The sequence below is a fragment of the Soonwooa sp. T0.1_25 genome, assembly GCF_057652215.1.
Map to the genome: position 1 here is coordinate 79,962 of NZ_JBYFBZ010000003.1, position 19,555 is coordinate 99,516.

Below are 19,555 nucleotides of genomic sequence, written 5' to 3' on the forward strand. Positions count from 1 at the left end.
TTTAAAATTAATCCAAACAAAAAGGAGAAGCTTTAGTAAGTTTCTCCTTTTATATTTTTAAAAATCAACCCCGAATCCAAGGGCAATTCTACCGCCATCACTAGATCGGAAATAGCTAGCTTGGACTCCAATTTTGTCCAAAGCGTTTAGCCAAAGTCCAAGACCATAAGAGTTGTGCCACTTGTCGGTGATTTCGTTCGGGATCCAAACGCGTCCGTAATCAAAACCTGCGAACAGACCTACATTTATTGGTAAATAAGCATTTTTAATAGTTCCTAAATCGAATCTCAAATCTGTGGTTTGATAAAAACTAGATTTACCGTAAAAACGATCGAATCTATATCCTCTCAAGTTTCGATTGCCACCCAAAGTCGCCATTTGGAAGAATTGATAATCGTTGGATAACAGCCATTTTGCTTCTGCATAAGTGCTGACAATTATTTTTTCGTTGTTCGTGATGTAATGGATAAAACCTAATCCTGTCTCGAGAGTTGGAAGTTTGTTATCAGAGTTTTCAAGGTTTTGACGATAGCTAAAGGCGGCCTTGACTTTCATTCCCAAACTTGGATTTACGTCTTTGTTTAAATTTTCAAAATCAAATTTTAAATCAATTCCTGAAAAATGTTGCGTCTTGAAAACTTGTTCGTCCACAACATTTGGAAGACTAATGCGACGATCAGCTGTTTTTTCGATTTTGATAGCTTCGTAGGCTAAATTCGCTGTAAACCAACTAGAATTTTTTCTCCAATTAATAGAAGGTTTGACATAGAATTCTTTTGCACGAACACGATAAAAATCTTCGTCAAAAATCTTTTCCTCATTAATTGTTATATTCCCGATTCCAAAATAGTTTCTGATAAATCGCGAACTCGTGAATCCTGTATTTAAGCCATAATACCAATTACCAACCAATCTTGGGAAAATCCCTTCGTAAGCGATTTCGTAACCTTGAGAACCTGTGAAGTAATTGGTCTTTAGATTGTGTTTTGCCGCAAAAGGATTTCGTTTAAAACCATTTTTAACAAAACTCGTCGTCATACCCAGCACAATTTCGTCGTCAGGATTGTAACCAAGGTTAGGTGTCGCTGTCCAAAAACTGTATTTAAGGCGTTTGTAATTATATTCGTTAAGGTCATAATCGTCAGTTAATTTTGCTGACGCATTTTTAGAAATCGTATTATTTTTAGATTTGTACTCATAGATTTTGACACGATTATCTCTTTCGATATTGTAGTTGTCATGGTTAAGACCGCCCAAAAGACGCAGTTTAATAGGATGGTTTTGATCACCTTTTACAATAAAATCATCGTCGTCGCCCAAAGTGTAGACCCAAATTTCGGAAGTTTCTTTTTTATTATAAACTTTTTCGAAGGTCAACGCTTCGCCCTCTTTTTTATTTCTAAATATTTTTACTTGCGTTTCATGATTTGGAAGACGTGTAATTTCGAATCTATCTTTTTTATTAGTTCCCGTCAAAATAACAGTTTTTCTTAAGACTTTATAATAATCGGAAGCGTAGCTTGCAAGATCATTTTTACGAAGTTCAAGATTTTGTTTTATAGATTCGATGTCGGCATTTTGTACTTCTTTTGGTAAATTTTTAAAAGCATCTTCGATAACATTCCTTGTTAAATTAGCTTTAATAAAATCTGCCTCGCGCTTCCAATCTTCTTCGGTTGCATTGTTCGTAAATGCCAAATCTAAAGGGTATGGCTCCATATTAAACCATTTTACATTTTTGATTTTTGGTCCAAAACTCTGCATGTGACGAAGTCCCGGAAAGTTTAAAAACATTTGGGTTGCCAAGCCATCGTACTTAACAAAAGCTTGGTCACGATCTTTAGGAATCGGAGAAATTAAAACCTTGTCGCCAACATTTTTTTGTTCCCATTTCCATTGGTCGTAATGTCTGTCCCAATCGCCGATTAACATGTCGAAAAGACGTGCGCGAATGTAGGCGGATTCGTCCATTTTATATTTTTCATCCTTAGCCAAAAGTTTAATAACATCTTCTGTACTCAAGACTTTGTTAGGATTTTCTTCGGTCTCGGCAGGTCGAACTTCTAGATAATATAATTCGTTTCCAAAATTTTGATTGTACTTACCAAGTGCATTTTGTTTCGGAACATATACCAAACTCGGATCCGTATGTTTAACCCCGATAGATTCTGCCATTGCGCCGATTGCTAAAGGCGTGTACGGATTAGAAGACGTATAAAAATCCAATAAAAATTGATCTGCAAATCCGTCTGCAAAATCGTCAACTACATAACGATCTTTAAAAGCCACCGATTGCAAAAATCTTACACCACTTTTATGAAGCGCTCGGATGACATATTCGCCTTTTGGCGTGTCCAATCGCAAAGAGTTGGTCTGATGTCCGCCACCGGCTCTGGTTGCTTTTGCGCCACCATAAAGCGTGTCCAAATCCAAAGTAGGAACCGAAACTGGCGTGCCATACATTTCGCGATAGTTGTTACCCCAAAGCATTTTATAAAATCCAGACTTTTTGGTGTCTTTTTGATTGTAAATACTTGTAGTTGTTGTCGCTGGAAAGTCTTTTGGATAATCGGTTTTGGTATAATTGTCACCTTTTAAAACTGAATGGCTAAAAAGCAATTTTTCTTGTTCGTTTTCTCTTCCAAAATAGTCAACGAAAGCTTCTCCTTTTTTTGAAATTTTCAAAACAGCATAACCATTTTGTCCGTAAGAAAAATCGTTAGGAGAAATAGCTGCGGCAGCTTCGGATTTAGATCCCGCGCCGCTGATGATTTGGCGGATGTTGCCTTGTTCGATATATTGTAGATTGTGATCGTGTCCAGAAACAAGGATCACATTTTCTTTATCAGCAATTAAAGTTTTGATTCGAGCTGCTAATTTTCGATAATTAGGATTTGATAAATCTTGGTGCGTGATACCGCCAGTTGCTCTTATTAGATTAATTCCAGTTGCTAAGATTGGCAACGGAATTTTGTTCTCTAAAGGGAATAATTGTTTCTCCATCGAGTAATAACCGCCGTGCGAGCCGTGGTCAATTAATGGATGATGGACAGCTACGATAATTGTTTTGTTTTGATTTTTCGAAATTTGATCTTCAAACTCTGTGCAAAAATCTTCCCTTGTTTTAATGTCGCATTTTTCATTAATACCTGGGTTTTTGTCCCAATCTGCCAAAAACCATTCGGAGTCGATGGTTATTAAAGCGATATCTTTTCCGATTTTTCGAGTTTCGATGGCGCAAGAATTTTTTGGAGAAAAAGCTTTTTTGTCATTTAATTTTTCAATGACGTAATCTTGTTCTTCTTTTAATCCCATAATGCCGTTGCTATACCAATCGTGGTTGCCGGGCACAAAAATACTTTGACCTTTAAATTTATTTGCTAACGCGATTTGGTCGTCGAGTTTTTCTTCTGCTAATTTTCGGTCTTTAGAATCTTTGCTAGGAAGTCCGCGCGGATAGATGTTATCACCAAGAAATAATAGCGTGCTGTTTTGGTCGGCGGAGTCAAGTTTTGATTTTAATTGATTCAGAATTTTCTTTGAATGATCTTGATCGGCATTACCAGCGTCGCCAACGAGATAAAAAGTGTGGGCAATATCTTCGTCTTTTACACGTTGTGAAGTATTAAAGTTTTTGATATTTTTTCCATATTGAGCTTTTTCTGTAGCACAAGAAATGCTTATAATTGCCAGTGCAGAAAGCATGGTATATTTTGCAGCAAATATTTTCATAAATTTGAATCAAACATTTTATAAATGAACATCGTACACAAAGCGGAGCAATACGTTATTCAACTTTTCAAAGATAAGCTTTCTCCAGTTTATTCTTTTCATAATCTTGAGCACACCAAAAGAGTGGTTGCTGCTACAGAATTGTTGGCCAAAGAAGAGAACGTTAACGAAAAAGACATGGAGATTTTGACGTTGGCAGCGTGGTTTCATGATGTTGGTTATTGTCAAACTTGTACAGTCCATGAGAATGTTGGTATGCAAGAAGCAGAAATTTTTTTAAAACAAGAAAATATTTCGCAAGAAGAAATTGATGCGGTTAAACAATTGATCCATGCAACTTCCATGGAATATCAACCGCAAAATTTGTTAGAAAAAATTATGAAAGATGCCGATTGCTCACACATTGGATCGGAAGACTTTTTTAATATTACAGAAACTCTACGCCAAGAATGTAAGCAAGTTTATCAAAAGAAAATAAGCAAGTTGGATTGGGCAAATACAAATTTGCAGTTTTTGACACAACATCACCACTTCTACACGGATTACGCTAAAAAAAATTGGGAAGAGACTAAAACTGAAAATATAGAAAAAACGTTAGAGCTAATTGCTGACCTTATTAAGGATAAGGAAAAATCGAAAAATACTGAGGAAGAAAAGGCGTTGCTTAACAAGAAAAAACTCGAAAAATTAGATTCACCAGAACGTGGTATAGAAACGATGTTCCGTGTGACAATGAATAACCATACGCGTCTAAGTCAAATTGCAGATACGAAAGCTAACATTCTGTTATCGGTTAATGCGATTATTATTTCGGTGGCGTTATCGACGATTATTCCGAAGCTTGACTCGCCAAAAAATGCGCATTTGGTGATTCCGACTTTTATGATGATCGCTTTTAGCGTAGCCACTATTATTATGGCGATTATGTCGACGCGTCCAAAAATATCAAGCGGAACTTTCACTAGAAAAGAAATCGAGGAACGAAAAGTGAATCTTCTGTTTTTTGGAAATTTCCACAAAATGCCTATTGACGAATATATGTGGGCGATGAAGGAAATGATGAAAGACCGAACTTATCTGTATGATAGTCTTGTTAAAGATTTGTACTATCTCGGCATTGTCCTGAATCGAAAATACAAATTGTTGCGAACAACTTACACTATTTTCACAGTTGGGATTTTGGTTTCGGTGCTTACGTTTTATTTGGCTTTCCGAGAAATTATTTAAAAAAAATAAAAGCTTGTAGAATTTTACTACAAGCTTTTTTTATAAAGTCGTTTTGTTTTCAAATAAAATTAAATTTCAGGATAAAAATCGTATTGCATTGGCGTTGGATCGTAGTTGATACCAACTCTTATCGCTTGTAGACCGGCGATACCTTGTAGATCTTCGATATCTACAATCTCAATATTATCTTCTAGATGACCTTCGTTCTGAAGGATTTTGATAAATTTAAGATAATCGTATTTTTCGGTTTCTTGAGAGAAAACAACACTCAGTTTTCCTGTTTGTACAAGGCGTTCTGTCGTATTTTTAATTAAAGATTTATCGATGCGTTTTTTAATCATTTCATAACGTGCATTGTAACTTCCGTCGACATCAAATCGTTTTTCATCCATTCGGAATCTTATGCTAATTGGCGCACTGTAGACCAAAATAAGAGATGTGATATCTAACTTCATAGGAAGTTTTTTGGTAAGTTCTCGGAATTTAATTTCGCTTTCGGTCATCACGCGAAGCTGCCAAAGTCTCAAATTTTTGAGATATACATTGTCAAAACTTAGCCAAGGTGCGATGCTTGCGCCCATGTAGAAGTTATGCTCGACACCATCCGTTTTGAAACGTTCATAGTAGAATGGGAAGCGCTTCTGTTGCTCGTCTTGGCGCTTGTCTAGTAGATTGCTGAGCTCTTTATTAATCATCGAAATACTGTCATCAAACTGCTTTCTGTGATGATAAATAACTGGCGAATTTTTTTCTAATTGTTTAAAATAAGTCGTGATTTCCTCGTTATTGCTAAGATTTTCGAACTTTAATCGGTTAAGCGTTGGGTAGATTTCCTCCTGCAAAAAAGATTGGATTTCGCTTTCAGTATTGGCTTTAAGACCAAATTTTAATTCATTCTTTTTTGAAGTGAGTTTATCAAAAATTGGTTGAAGATCTTCGGAAGACGTTAAAGTTGCTAGTAAGTTGTTGAGGATATCGAGATTGTTTTTAATATCCTTTACAATTGCTTGGTTTCGTTCGTTACTAGAATTTTTAACATCCGATTGTCCGTAGAAAGGGATTAAATTATCAAACGTAATACTTTTATAGGGCGATTTATCACCATGTTCGTTAGCGATATTAATGTGCTTCATCGCTTCATCGTGGAATTTCCAGTAGACACTTGGGTGTATCGCCGTATATTCTTGTTGTATCAACGCAACAACGTGGTTTTCGAGATTTTCGTAGAGTTGGTTAATTGTGTCTTCTATATAGATAATAACGCTGTCCATTTTGTTAGCATTAATGCTGTTAAGCACTTTTTTAGAAGAGGTCAGCTCCATAATACCAAGAAGTTTTCCATCTTTATAAAGTGGTGCAAAAATGGCGCTTTTTATTCCTAAATTTTTAAAAGTCGAAACTATGAAAGCATCGGTTTTTTGAAGTTCTACTTTGTCAATATCCGAAATACTAAAATATCTACGTTGGTCTTTAGCATTTTGTAACAAAGCTTCGTGCACTTTGTCTGACAAAAATTGTTTCGGAATTGTTGATAGAATTTTACTCTCGATAACTGTATTAATAGGCGTTATCTCAAATTTATTTTCTTTATAATTAATAGCGGTATAACCAATTTCTAAATCAGAAAGTCGGAATATTGATCGGAAAATATTCGTAATGTCAGATTTGATGTTGCGATAATCATCTTTAGCTTGTATCAACTGACTTTTGAGGTTAGAAACTGCGATTTCTGAAGTGGCATCGTACATCGACACAATCCCAAAACCTGTGAGCTCCCAAGAGCTTGGCGGGAATTTTTCTTTCCAAAGATCAATGTTATCGAAGTTATCGACCAGTTCTTCAATTTCTTCTTGTGTTAAAATTTTTGAAGTTTCGGTTGTTTTTATTTCGCTAAAGTCCGCATTGGTTAAGATTCGATAATGGTTGAGATAACCGTCTTTATTTGGAATATCATATATAAAAGGAAAATCAATTTTTACAGGTGTTTCAAAATATGACTCCAAAATCACACAACAACTTAATACATAAAATTGTTCTGCAGTAAAGCCACTAATTTGTAAGTAAAACTCTTCACCAGCATTTTCAATGATTTTCTGAAAACGCTTTGTTGGGTTATATATGAAATTAGCAAACGGAATACCTACAGCTTTTATCTCATTGTTTGTCAATAATGGCGGGAAAAGTTCACTTAGCAGTTGCTTATAAAAATAATCGTTCTCACTCAGCAATCTATCGGATAAGGCGAGCCCAAGATTTGGATTTTTTTCAAGTTCGGTAAGTATATACTCATGTCGCTCCGCATACAATTTATCAACTTTAGCCAAGGATTTTATTTCATCAATTAAAGTCTTAAAAGTAAAAGTAATCTGAAAAGGAGAATCAAAAGGTTGATTAAACGTCATAAGCTCACAAGTTTGTATTTGCAAAGATACATAATATCAAGGCTCTATATTTTAGTATTAATATGATTTTAATATTCGAAATCGATTCTACAAGTAGATGTGCTCTATATGAAAAGCCTTATCTTTGCACCAGAAAATTAATATAATTTGAAAGATATTCGTACGTTAACTCTTGACCAGTTAAAAGACTATTTCGAAAGTATTGGTGAGAAGGCTTTTCGCGCCAAGCAAGTCTATGATTGGCTTTGGAGTAAAAACCAACATTCGTTTGAAGATATGACCAACCTCTCAAAAAATTTGAGAGAAAACTTGATGCGTGATTTTTTTATCAATCCTATTGCTGTTGACCTTTTGCAAAAATCAAAGGACGGAACCATCAAAAATGGTGTTAAACTTCATGACGGATTGATGGTGGAATCGGTTTTAATACCAACCGAAACTCGTACTACAGCATGCGTTTCTTCACAAGTTGGATGTTCGCTTAACTGTGAATTTTGTGCAACTGCAAAACTTAAAAGAATGCGAAATCTAGAAGTTGCCGAGATTGTAGATCAAGTTGCATTAATTGATAGCCAAAGTAAAACCTACTTCGATCGTCCGCTTTCCAATATCGTATTTATGGGAATGGGCGAGCCGATGATGAATTATAAAAACGTTGTTGAAGCCATTCGAAAAATAACAGAACCAGAAGGTTTGGGGATGTCTGCAAGACGAATTACAGTGTCAACATCTGGAATTCCTAAAATGATAAAAATGTTAGCGGACGAAGGACTTCGCGTCAAATTGGCGTTGTCATTACATTCCGCAGTTGAGAAAACCAGAAATGAGATTATGCCGTTTTCGGATAAGTTTCCGTTGACAGATATTATGGAAGCTATGCAATATTGGTATCAAAAAACGGGCTCGGTGATCACGTTCGAATATTGCGTTTGGAAAGGCATTAATGACAAAGATGAAGATATCCGAGCATTGATAAAATATGCGAGACAAGTACCATCAAAAGTTAATTTGATACAGTATAATCCAATTGGCGAAGGTAAGTTCGATCATAGAAGTATCGAAGCAGAAGAACGTTATGTCCGCGAGCTGGAGAAAGCTGGCGTTACAGTTATGGTCAGAAAAAGTCGTGGCGGCGATATTGATGCAGCGTGTGGACAATTAGCAAATAAAAGAGCAGAATAATATAGATATAAATTTATTTTACCATGGATTTTGTATTTGGAGAAAATGCTTTAGAAAGTGTTTATATGTGGTCAATTCCGCTACATGCTACGGTGATTTTGGCAGAAATGATATACAGCAGTGTTGCACAAGCCAAGTTGTATAGTGGAAAAGATTTATTTACAAATATCTATCTCGCTTTAATGAATTTTAGCCTTGACTTGATAATGAAGGCTTTCGCGATGGGCGTGATGTTTTTCTTTTATAGTTTCCGCATTTTTGATTTCGATATGGGGACTTGGTATTATTGGGTGTTTTGCTTTATGGCAACCGATTTAGCTTATTATTTCCATCATTTGGTCGATCACAAATCAAGAGCATTTTGGGCGGTGCATATCACGCACCACAACTCGGAATATTTCAATTTAACAACAGGATTTAGAAGTCCAGTTTTCCAGCCATTATACCGTTATTTATTCTTTTCGCCATTGGCGTTCTTAGGATTAAATCCTTGGTCAATTATGGTTTGCTACGCCGTTGGCCAAGTCTACGGAACCTGGGTGCACACGCAGACGGTTAAGAAGATGGGATTCTTAGAATATATTTTGGTAACGCCATCGCATCACCGGGTACACCATGGTTGTAACATCAAATATTTGGACAAAAATATGGGAATGGTGTTTATCTTTTGGGATAAAATTTTTGGAACATTCGAGCCTGAAGATCCAAAAGTTCCTGTAAAATTCGGTATCTATCCCAAGATGCCTGATGATGGACCTGTGACGACTTTATTGTACGAATGGCGAAAAATTGCAAAAGATCTTCGTCAACCTAATTTGACCATTAAAGACCGTTTCAATTATATTTTTAATTCTCCAGGTTGGCGCCATGACGGAAAAGGAAAAACCGTTAGCGACTATCAACGCGAATATTGGGCTAAAAAAAAGGCGCAAGCTAGAGCTAAAGAAGCGCACAAAGAGGAATCAAAAATTGCGTAGTTCTCTATGAGATGTAAAATTTTATTAATCTTTATTTTTTGTACGACTCTTGGATTTGCGCAACAAGCTGAGATATTTAAAATTAAAAATTATCAAGTTGCAGAGCTTTCGGATTCGTTGAGAGAAAGTTCGGGTTTGGATTTTATTGGAGATAAACTTATAAGTTTTAATGATAGCGGAAATGCTGGAGATTTATTTCTACTAAATCCAAAAACTGGAAAAATAACAGATTATCTCCCGACGCAACTTAACAACCGCGATTGGGAAGCTGTTACAAAAGATTCCACGAATCTATATGTTGCAGATGTCGGAAATAATGACGGAACAAGAAGAGATTTAAAAATATATAAAATACCTTTTTCTGGGGAGAACTTCAAAGTTGATTCAACACAAGTAATTTCTTATTATTATTCAGATCAAAAAGATTTTATTGCAAAAAATCTAAACACAGATTACGATGCAGAAGCTATCATTTTTTACAAGGATAAACTCCAAGTTTTTACTAAAGAGTGGAAGAGTAGAAGAGTGACACGTTACGAAATTGATCCTAATGTTTTTGAACAACAACCTGCAAAAAAGCTCGAATCTTATGATACAGGATTTGTTGTGACCGACGCTTCTTATTTTGATAAAAAACTGTATGTTGTAGGTTATACGAAGATGACGCAAGTCTTTCTAATGGTTTTTGAAGAATCAGAAGATGGATTTTTCTTTTCTAAAAAAGGGAAAAAGTACCACTTGGGAAGTGCTTTGTCTGTTGGGCAAATCGAAGGAATTGCTGTTAACCACGATGGAATCTTTATTTCGAGCGAACTTTTTAAGACGCCTTTAGGAACTGTGAAGCCACGATTGTATTTTATCCCAATTGAAAAATTAAAATAACGAAATTTCGTTTCTCGCTAAGAAAAATTTATCTTTGCGTATTACCTAATAATTCTTGCTTTGGCTAATATTGTAGAAGAAATCAAACGACCGATAAGTACCGAGATGAAACTTTTTGAACAAAAGTTTTATGAATCGATGAAGAGTAACGTGTCTTTGTTGGATAAAGTGACTCGTTTTATCGTGACAACAAAAGGGAAGCAGATGCGTCCGATGTTTGTTTTTCTTTGTGCAAAATTAGTTGGTGACGTTAACGAGAAAACCTATCGCGGCGCCTCGATGATCGAGTTGATCCATACGGCGACTTTGGTGCATGATGATGTTGTGGATGAGAGTTTTAAAAGAAGAAATTTCTTCTCCATTAATGCACTTTGGAAGAACAAAATCGCTGTTCTTGTCGGTGATTATCTATTGTCAAAATCGGTTCTACTGTCTACAGATAATAAAGATTTTGATTTGCTTTCCGTTATCTCTCGCACGATCCGCGAAATGGCAGAAGGAGAGTTGCTTCAACTAGAAAAAGCTAGAAAACTAGATATCACCGAAGATGTCTATTACGAGATTATTCGTCAAAAAACAGCCACTTTAATTGCGGCTTGTTGCGAAGTTGGTGTTTTGTCCAACGACGCAGACGAAGTTCTTGCAAAGAAAATGAAAGACTTCGGGACTTACACTGGGATGGCGTTTCAGATTAAAGATGATTTGTTCGATTATACCAGTAGTAATATCATCGGAAAACCTGTAGGCATCGATATTAAAGAGCAAAAGATGACTTTACCTTTAATACATGCGCTTAAAACTTCGACACCTGAAAATTACAAAAAGTATTTTAATACGATAAAGCGTTACAACAACGATCCTAAAAAAGTTCGCGAGTTGGTTGATTATGTAAAAACTTCTGGCGGGATGGATTACGCCATCAAAGTCATGAAAGATTATCAACAAAAAGCTTTAGACATTCTTTCTGAATTTCCTGATTCTGAAGCCAAAAAATCATTAGAATTGATGCTAGATTATGTGATTAGCAGAAAATTGTAATTGTATAATTTAGTCAGATATTTTATAAATACTTATTTCAGAAATGCTCCCACTAAGAAGATTTAGTGAGATTCCACCTCGATAATACTCAAAAGAAAGTATGTCATCTTTGTTCAATTTGTGGATTGAATTTATTTCGGTATCGCTTATTAGTAAACTTAAAACTAGCGGCAAAGTAGCACCACTAAAGTCTTTTTTATTAATTTCTGTATAACCACCAGTTGCCAAATGTTTTAGAATGCCAATTTTCGGCGTTCCTCCAAAATTTAATACTGACAACTGTACACCAGTTCCGTATCTGAATTTAAAATTGATAGCATAAACGCCATTTGCAGGCACCTTGTATGTGGATGTAGTCTCATTAAAGTTGCTGATGAAATTTGGATCTTTTGTGAAACTCAGTCGATCCCATCCCGTGAAAAGATTTCCGCTAAGAATTGTGCCACCAGACGATGTCGCCTTTGTAATTGTTGTATTGACGTAGGCTTGTATTAAAGAGATATCTGCTTTTGTTACTTCGGAAGTTGTTTGGTTGTAAGTTAAAATTTTGGTATTGCTGAGACTAGTAATTTCTGGGACAGTATTTATTTTTGTGTTTCCGTTGATGTGCAAAGTTGCTTCAGGGTTGGTGGTGTTAATATCAACTTGTGCATTTAATGTAATTGTAAAAATTACACTAAGACTAATTAGTAATTTTGTTTTCATGGTGGTTTTGTTTTTTAGTTTATAAGTTTTTATTACATTGGCTTGATTTATTTTTATAAAATTAATAATACTTTTAGTTGTAATTTTGCTTTAATTATTTATTTTAACGATATATTTAATAAATATTGATTATAATTTAATATTTTGTAATTTATTCATTGGTTTGTAATCGTTTATAAATTTATTTTTCCTTTTAAATTAATATCTGAATTAAATTGTGTGTTTTTTTTGAAATTGAATTCGTTTTCTATTTTGTAATTTTAAAGTATGAATAATAATTCACCTTTAGCAGAAATTTTACGTCCCAAAAAGCTTGAAGAAGTTGTTGGGCAAGAACATCTAACTGGTCCAAAAGGTCCTATACGTCGTATGTTGGAGAATGATACCATTAATTCTCTGATTTTCTGGGGACCTCCAGGAACAGGCAAAACGACCTTGGCAGAAATTATTTCTGAACAATCAAAACGGAAATTTTATAAACTAAGTGCGGTTACTTCTGGTGTTAAAGATGTTCGTGATGTTATTGATGATGCTAAAAAACAAAATCTTTTTTCTGGAAAATCTCCCATTTTATTCATTGATGAGATTCATAGGTTTAATAAATCTCAACAAGATTCTTTGTTACACGCTGTCGAAAAAGGTTGGATCGTATTGGTAGGCGCCACAACCGAGAATCCTAGTTTCGAGGTGGTTTCAGCACTTTTGTCGCGAAGTCAGGTTTATGTTCTTAAAGCTTTAACGTTTGAAAAATTGGAAGAACTCGCCGATACAAGTCTTCAAAAATATAATGAACTCAACAAAACCGATTTTGTTCTCGATGATAAGGCGGCTTTTATACAATATTCTGGTGGTGATGCCCGCAAATTGATTAACTCGATTGAGTTGGTGCTTAATCAGTTTAAAAATTCGAAAATAACACACATCACCAATGATGAAGTTTTGTCGGTTTTACAAGAAAACATGGCGCTTTATGATAAAAATGGTGAACAGCATTATGATATTATTTCTGCTTTCATAAAGTCCATTCGAGGAAGTGATCCAAATGCTGCAGTATATTGGCTTGCGCGGATGTTAGTGGGCGGCGAAGACATCAAATTCATAGCGCGACGATTGGTAATTTTAGCATCCGAAGATATTGGTCTTGCGAATCCAAATGCTTTGGTGGTGGCGAATAATTGTTTCCAAGCTATTAATGTTATTGGAAATCCTGAAGCACGTATTATCCTTAGCGAAACGGCAATTTATCTGGCGGTTTCCCCAAAAAGTAATTCGGCATATATGGCGATTAACGAAGCAATGGCTTTAGTGAAAAAAACTGGAAATCTTGCAGTGCCATTACATCTTAGGAATGCACCAACAAAGTTGATGAAGGATATGAACTACGGAAAAGACTATCAGTACGCCCATTCTCATGAAGGTAATTTTGTTGATCAAGAGTTTTTGCCAGAAGCTATTTCGGGATTACAACTTTATCAACCTGGACAAAACTCAACTGAGCAAAAAATTAAAGATCAGCTCAATAAAAAGTGGGGAAGTCGCTACACCTAGCTTTTAGATTTTTTTAAATATAAATAAACGCTTCATCGATAGTAGTTTTAAAATTATTATAAATGAAGCATTTTTCGTTTTTAATTAAAATCATTTCTTAAGCTTCATTATTCTCAGTTTTATGGTTTTCTGTTTTGGTTTCCACCATTTTAGAAATGATTTTTTTAAGCCTTTGGAATAAGAACGAACTTAATAACAACAATACGCCAAGTAGGATAAATGCGACAATTCTTGATACATTATCCAACTGCCACACATCATACAGATATAGCTTTGCAATCGTGATACCTATCAATACAAAACCAATTTTGTTGATTTCAGACTTTGATTTTTGTAATCCATAATAGATAAAACTTGCTGCTAAAACTGTCCAAATAATTGGTAAATAAAGTACGATAAAATGACTTTGTAGCCACGCATAATTTTTGAGATGATTCAGTTTTAGTAAAATATAAATATGGTAAAATTCAAAACTTATCAAATACACTAATACAAAACCAATTGCCCAATACGCTAATTTTTCGCTCACGAAATTCGTTTTAGGAATAATACCAATTAAACAATGTAAAACAGGAATCCAATACAATAGATAGACTAGGTAAAAAATTTTGCTGACCTCGTATTTAAAAATACTGTAATTAATATCTGTCACCGAAACATGGATGAGTGCAAACAAAAATAAAAGGCCAATTAAAATGTTGACAAATGCTGCTTGAAAGTTGAGTTTTTGTCGTAAAACTAACATGACGAACAAATAATAAATCGTGTAAACAAGGATAATACAATAGATGAATGTGTCCGACTGATTTTGGATGTGATACCAAATCTCAAACGAAATCGAAAAATAAATGACAATGTAACTTAGTCCCGCAAAAAACTTCACATATTGAAATCTGCTTTTTTTAAGAACATCTTCGCTAAGGTTTTTAATGTAAAATAAATTGAACAAAAACGACGCAATGACAACCAGGCTTGTCAGAAAAATTGGATTGAAAGCTATCGCTAATCGTGTTTCTGAAAAATAATTGCTCCACGTATAGATTTGCGAAACAATCAATATAGGAAATAAAATATTAAAACATTGTTTGAAAATTTTTTGTCCCGTTTTTTTCCAGATAAATAAAAGTAAACTCGCCTCGATCGCCCAAATTATCGTCACAAAATAAGTCTCTAATTCTAGGGCGACAGCTATTGTAACAAGACTTATGGCGATGCTGTTAAATATTGCAAAATTCAAATTTTTAGAAGTCGTTTTCTTATCTCTAAAAATCAGTAATGCGTTAATGATTGCAAAACCAATTGGAAGTAGACTAAATCCTTTAATATTCTCGCTCCACAGCACATAGACTCCTCCTAAGACAGCAAAAATATTGATGAAAATTAAAAGTAATATTTCGGCAGTAGAAATAATTTTTGTTTTAAAATAATTTTGTAACGCAAAAGCATAAAATATCAAATACGATAATATAATAAAATAAAAGATCTTCGTACTTGGCGCGTCAATTATCCACGTTAAAAAATAAATGGAAGTGAAGGAAAAGGCGAGCCAGCCCAGACTTTTCCAATTTCTAAGGAAAGCAATAACAAGCATTCCGATGTTGAGAATACTTAAGTAACTGAATAAAAATAGATAATTACTTTGTCCAGTACTAACTAAAATCGGTGCTAAAAAACCGCCAATTAATGCGACTGTATTTAAGACTTCACTTTTATAAAAATTAGCAAGAACAACAGAAGCTAGCGTGATGACTGCCAATATCCCAAATGCGACATTTTGCGAAAACATGCCATATTCTTGAAAAGCAATTGTGATTGTCAAATAAAAAACGCTGATGCCACCACCTGTAATAATTGATCCGAAATTTGAATAATTTTTTCTGAGCCAATGCCCGATAACAGAAAGAATTCCACCAGTTATCATTCCTAAAGCGACACGTCCCGATTCGCCAATCCAATTGCGATCGATCGCGTATTTTACAAAATAACCGATACCTAAAACCAATGTGAAAATACCTATAATACTTAATGCATTTTGTTTTAAAAATGACATGAGTTGTTCTAGTTTTACTTCGAAAACATTGGGTTCTTTTGGGATTATTTTTTCCTCAAAGCTTGGTTTTGGAGGGTCGGGTTTAACAATAAACTCTGGTCGTAATGCTGTTGTTGGGGCTTCGATTGGTTTTTGCTCGAGCTTTGCCTCCTGAGGATTAACGGGTTTTTCAAAAGGAAGACTTGCGTTCGTATTTTGACCTTTTAATCGCGATACTTCTTCTTCGAGCTCTTTTATTCGTCCATTAAAATGGTAATAAATCCAAATAACGATGACGATAAAAAATAGGAGTAATAATTCCATTTGTCTTAATATTACTCAAATATATCAATTTTCGTTAAAGTAGATTTTGTATTAAGAACAAAGAACAAAGAACAAAGAACAAAGAACAAAGAACCAAGAATAAAGAACAAAGAACTAAAAACTAAATCTTTAATTTTCCAAAAGATATTCGTTATAATTTCCTAAAAATCCACTTTTGTTCCAAATACTTTTAGTTCTTCTGAAGCATTTTAATGAAGAATAGAATGCCAATCGCCAACAATATTTAAGAAAAGAAATAGTTGCCCAAACCAGTTTTTAACGTTCTAGATTCTATTTTGCTTAGGTTCATATGACGCCAAGTAAAAACTGAAAGTATTTGATGCAAACCTCCGGCATGGTCTTCGGGCAAACTAACAAGCAAGCCCGACTTGCGACCGATATTTTCCGAATTCCAATTGACGTATGGGTTTTTTGATTTAGAAATGAGGATGAAACGCGTATCATTTTGTTCAAAATCGTGATTGTTGCTTTGGATGATTTATAAATCATAAAGCTTTGCAGCAAACTCATTAGCAACTGCCGCAAGTTTTCTGTCTGGATTTTCAGAAACATGTTTTGCTGCTGCCGCTGTTGATGAAAAATCTTGCTTTGGCGTATTTTTATAATGCTGATCCAAATAATGGAAACTTTGCGCTAGAGCTTGCGGATGCGAATATATTTTTTCTAAATCAGCATCATTACTTTGTGATTTATGAATCATGAGATGATGAGCAATTGGCATAACAGCTTCGGCCTCTATTTGGATTTCAGGTGTTTTATAAAGATAATCTAAGGTCATAGAAACTGTTCCTTCAATTGAGTTTTCTAACGGGACAACGGCTTTGTCAACGATTCCTTATCCGACTGCCGTACAGCAATCCAAAATACTAACCTGCGGAATTTTAATTTCTTTCGGAAAAAGTTGAGTCGTTGCCAATTGTGTGAAAGAGGCTTCTGGACCTAGGAATGCGATTTTCATATAACAAATCTAAACGTAAAATTATTTTTTTCAAAATGTTCACACTAGAAAACGCCCGTTTCCAAACTTAAAGCGGCAGATTGATATCCGTTGATTTTGTCAGGTTGTATAATTTTTGCTCTTTTTAGAAGATCCTCCGTAACTAAAATGTCATCACGATTGACTTTAATTTTATTAAGAAAAACTGGCGCATTGTTTTCTAATTTTAATATTTGCTTAGCTTCTTTGATGTTAAGTTTTGGGATAAAAACTTTCTCTTTTCAAGGTTATATCTAAAATTCCATTTTGTGTTAAATCGTCAAGAATTGGTCGGTTTTCAATTTTTGATTTATAGACGTTTATTTTTTCGATTTTGTTAGGATCTAGATCATGTATAAAAAGACGATCGACAATAACATTATCAACAATAATAATTAGTGTATTTTGTGGAACAGCAGTGTGAGCGTGGCTTAAAATGTTTATACAAAAAAGTGAAATCCAAAATAATTTTTTCACGTCTTGTTTTTAGCAATTATTGTTCCGTCCATCTTTCTTCGATTAACTCCATAAGAAATTCTGGACATTTAATAATTTTATTATTTTCGGCATTCAGAAAGAATAGAGTAGTGCGGGCTTCTGTAATTTTTTCATCATTTTCATTATATATTTCGTAATCAAAGAAGATTCTTACGCCAGGTTTTGCTTTAACATAAGTTTTAATATTCAAAACTTGGTCATATAACGCAGGTTTTATATATTTGATTTGATATTCCGACACGGGAAGAGAAATACCTTTCTTTTCTATCTCATCATAAGATATTCCAAGTGAACGAAATAGCTCTACTCGGGCTACTTCTAAGTAGGTAGCATAGTTACCATAGTAGACATATTTCATAGGGTCGGTTTCGGCGTAACGTACTCTTATTGAGGTTGTTGTGTGTATCATTTTAAGCGATTATTAATACATACAAATATATTTTTTAATAAGCAATAGAGCAAAAATTTTTTTTATTAAATTATAATTAGATATTTGTCACCCCTATGAAAATTAGTGGTCTAACCTGGAAAAAGCAGCAAGAAAAATGGATGAAAATTTAGTTTTGATATGGGAAAAATGTCTTCAGTTCATGCGAGATAATCTCAATGCTGCCGAGGATCATTCGGACCTTAAAAAATTAGAAAACTCTTTTGATTTATTATTTGATAAAGTTAAACCATTATCTCTAGTTAATCATAATTTGACTTTATTAGTTCCTAGTGACTTTTATAAAGAATATATCGAAGACAATTATTTGTCTTTGCTATCTGCTGCGCTTAAAAAATACATTGGTAAAGGAGTTAAGCTTTGGTATTCTGTTATGGAAAACAAACCAGTTGGTAAAGAAGCTCCAATTACTGTTAATGTAAAAGGTAATAGTACACAAACGCCTAAAATCCAGGAAGCTTTACCAATCCAAAAAGAAACGAACATTAATCCGTTCGTGGTTCCAGGTATCAAAAAAGTTAATATAGAATCTAACCTAAAAGCAGATTTATCGTTTGATAATTTTGTAGAAGGAGAGAGTAATAAATTGGCTGCGACGGTTGGTAAAACTATTGCTAAACGTCCTGGTGCGACGGCTTTTAACCCATTGTTTGTACATGGTGGTTATGGTGTTGGTAAGACGCACTTAGCGCAAGCTATCGGTCTAGAAGTTAAAAATTCTTGTCCAGATAAAGTAGTTTTGTATCAATCTTCTGAGAAATTTATTCAAGATTTTATTAAGGCGGCGAAATCTCAAAACAAAACAGATTTCCAAAACTATTATCAGTTAGTTGATGTTTTAATAATTGATGATATTCAGTTTTTATCGGGAAAAGCAGCAACACAAGATAGTTTCTTCCATATTTTTGATTATCTACATCAAAACGGAAAACAGATTATTTTGACGTCTGATAAAGCTCCTGCTGATATTATGGATATTCAGGAGCGTATCGTTTCTCGTTTTAAATGGGGTTTAACAGCAGAAATTAAATCGCCTAACTTCGAGACACGTCGTCAAATTATCGTTGATAAACTAAGTCGTGACGGTATCGTTTTAACAGATGATATGCTAGATTTCTTAGCAACAGAAGTTAAAACCAACGTTCGTGAGTTGATGGGCGTTATCAATTCGGTGATTGCTTACTCAACAGTTTATAAATCAGATTTAAGTTTAGAATTACTTAAAGAAACGATTAACAAAATCGCGACGACTCAGAAGAAAACGATCAATATTCCATATATTCAAGAAGTGGTTTGCGAATATTTCGGGATCAACAGAGAGTTGTTGTTGTCAAAATCTAGAAAAAGAGAAGTGGCTTTACCAAGACAGTTAGCCATGTATTTTGCAAAAGAATTGACCAATTCTACCTATACCAAAATTGGTGAAGAAATGGGCGGAAAAGACCATTCGACGGTAATCTACGCTTGTGACACGATTCGTGATGTTTCTAAAATCGATAAAGAAATCAAAAAATATATCAAAGATTTGAAAGAGCGTATCAATCATTAATCGATGATAAATAATAT

At 34.4% G+C, this 19,555-nt stretch carries 13 protein-coding genes and 1 pseudogene; 7 read left to right on the top strand and 7 right to left on the bottom strand.

Annotation, left to right across the window (positions count from 1 at the left end):
- Positions 1 to 57: 57 nt before the first annotated feature.
- Positions 58 to 3,732: a metallophosphoesterase gene (locus tag AC23MB_RS05565; protein WP_487786722.1), complete on the bottom strand. Its 3,675-nt coding sequence runs from the start codon at positions 3,730 to 3,732 to the stop codon at positions 58 to 60.
- Between the two features lie 24 nt (positions 3,733 to 3,756).
- Between AC23MB_RS05565 and AC23MB_RS05570 the strand changes: the two genes are divergently transcribed.
- The gene (locus AC23MB_RS05570; RefSeq protein WP_487786723.1) at positions 3,757 to 4,959 is read left to right on the top strand and encodes a Pycsar system effector family protein; all 1,203 of its coding nucleotides are present in this window, start codon (positions 3,757 to 3,759) and stop codon (positions 4,957 to 4,959) included.
- Positions 4,960 to 5,027: 68 nt separating this feature from the next.
- Here AC23MB_RS05570 and AC23MB_RS05575 read toward each other — a convergent pair whose 3' ends face one another.
- Positions 5,028 to 7,361, bottom strand: coding sequence for a GAF domain-containing protein (locus AC23MB_RS05575; RefSeq protein ID WP_487786724.1), 2,334 nt, complete (start codon positions 7,359 to 7,361; stop codon positions 5,028 to 5,030).
- Positions 7,362 to 7,508: 147 nt separating this feature from the next.
- Between AC23MB_RS05575 and rlmN the strand changes: the two genes are divergently transcribed.
- Genes rlmN through AC23MB_RS05595 form a run of 4 tightly spaced genes read left to right on the top strand, consistent with a single transcriptional unit; the run spans position 7,509 to position 11,440 of the window.
- The gene (rlmN, locus tag AC23MB_RS05580) at positions 7,509 to 8,543 is read left to right on the top strand and encodes a dual-specificity RNA methyltransferase RlmN (RefSeq protein ID WP_313216256.1); all 1,035 of its coding nucleotides are present in this window, start codon (positions 7,509 to 7,511) and stop codon (positions 8,541 to 8,543) included.
- Between the two features lie 23 nt (positions 8,544 to 8,566).
- Entirely contained in the window at positions 8,567 to 9,520 is a 954-nt protein-coding gene (locus AC23MB_RS05585; RefSeq protein ID WP_487786725.1) for a sterol desaturase family protein, read from the top strand.
- Between the two features lie 6 nt (positions 9,521 to 9,526).
- Positions 9,527 to 10,402, top strand: a complete 876-nt coding sequence (locus tag AC23MB_RS05590) for a hypothetical protein (RefSeq protein WP_487786726.1) — start codon at positions 9,527 to 9,529, stop codon at positions 10,400 to 10,402.
- 60 nt (positions 10,403 to 10,462) lie between these two features.
- Positions 10,463 to 11,440, top strand: a complete 978-nt coding sequence (locus AC23MB_RS05595; protein ID WP_487786727.1) for a polyprenyl synthetase family protein — start codon at positions 10,463 to 10,465, stop codon at positions 11,438 to 11,440.
- 9 nt (positions 11,441 to 11,449) lie between these two features.
- Here AC23MB_RS05595 and AC23MB_RS05600 read toward each other — a convergent pair whose 3' ends face one another.
- Positions 11,450 to 12,145, bottom strand: coding sequence for a hypothetical protein (locus AC23MB_RS05600; protein ID WP_487786728.1), 696 nt, complete (start codon positions 12,143 to 12,145; stop codon positions 11,450 to 11,452).
- A 267-nt stretch (positions 12,146 to 12,412) separates the two neighbouring features.
- On the opposite strand from AC23MB_RS05600, the gene AC23MB_RS05605 reads away from it, so the two are divergent.
- Positions 12,413 to 13,693: a replication-associated recombination protein A gene (locus AC23MB_RS05605; protein ID WP_487786729.1), complete on the top strand. Its 1,281-nt coding sequence runs from the start codon at positions 12,413 to 12,415 to the stop codon at positions 13,691 to 13,693.
- A 97-nt stretch (positions 13,694 to 13,790) separates the two neighbouring features.
- Here the strand turns inward: AC23MB_RS05605 and AC23MB_RS05610 are convergent, their stop codons facing one another.
- The 4 genes and pseudogenes from AC23MB_RS05610 to AC23MB_RS05625 all read right to left on the bottom strand — a co-directional run bounded on the left by AC23MB_RS05610 (position 13,791) and on the right by AC23MB_RS05625 (position 17,950).
- Entirely contained in the window at positions 13,791 to 16,046 is a 2,256-nt protein-coding gene (locus AC23MB_RS05610; RefSeq protein WP_487786730.1) for a DUF2339 domain-containing protein, read from the bottom strand.
- Between the two features lie 129 nt (positions 16,047 to 16,175).
- Positions 16,176 to 17,025 (bottom strand): annotated as a pseudogene (gene pheA, locus AC23MB_RS05615) (prephenate dehydratase).
- Positions 17,026 to 17,256: 231 nt separating this feature from the next.
- Positions 17,257 to 17,520 carry a hypothetical protein gene (locus tag AC23MB_RS05620; protein ID WP_374329240.1) on the bottom strand — a complete coding sequence of 88 codons (264 nt, stop codon included), beginning with the start codon at positions 17,518 to 17,520 and terminating at the stop codon, positions 17,257 to 17,259.
- Between the two features lie 16 nt (positions 17,521 to 17,536).
- Positions 17,537 to 17,950 (bottom strand): acyl-CoA thioesterase, encoded by a 414-nt coding sequence (locus AC23MB_RS05625; RefSeq protein ID WP_374329239.1) that lies wholly within the window; start codon positions 17,948 to 17,950, stop codon positions 17,537 to 17,539.
- A gap of 136 nt (positions 17,951 to 18,086) precedes the next feature.
- Between AC23MB_RS05625 and dnaA the strand changes: the two genes are divergently transcribed.
- On the top strand, positions 18,087 to 19,538 hold the full coding sequence (gene dnaA, locus AC23MB_RS05630; RefSeq protein ID WP_313215265.1) for a chromosomal replication initiator protein DnaA: 1,452 nt from the start codon (positions 18,087 to 18,089) through the stop codon (positions 19,536 to 19,538).
- Positions 19,539 to 19,555 lie beyond the last annotated feature (17 nt).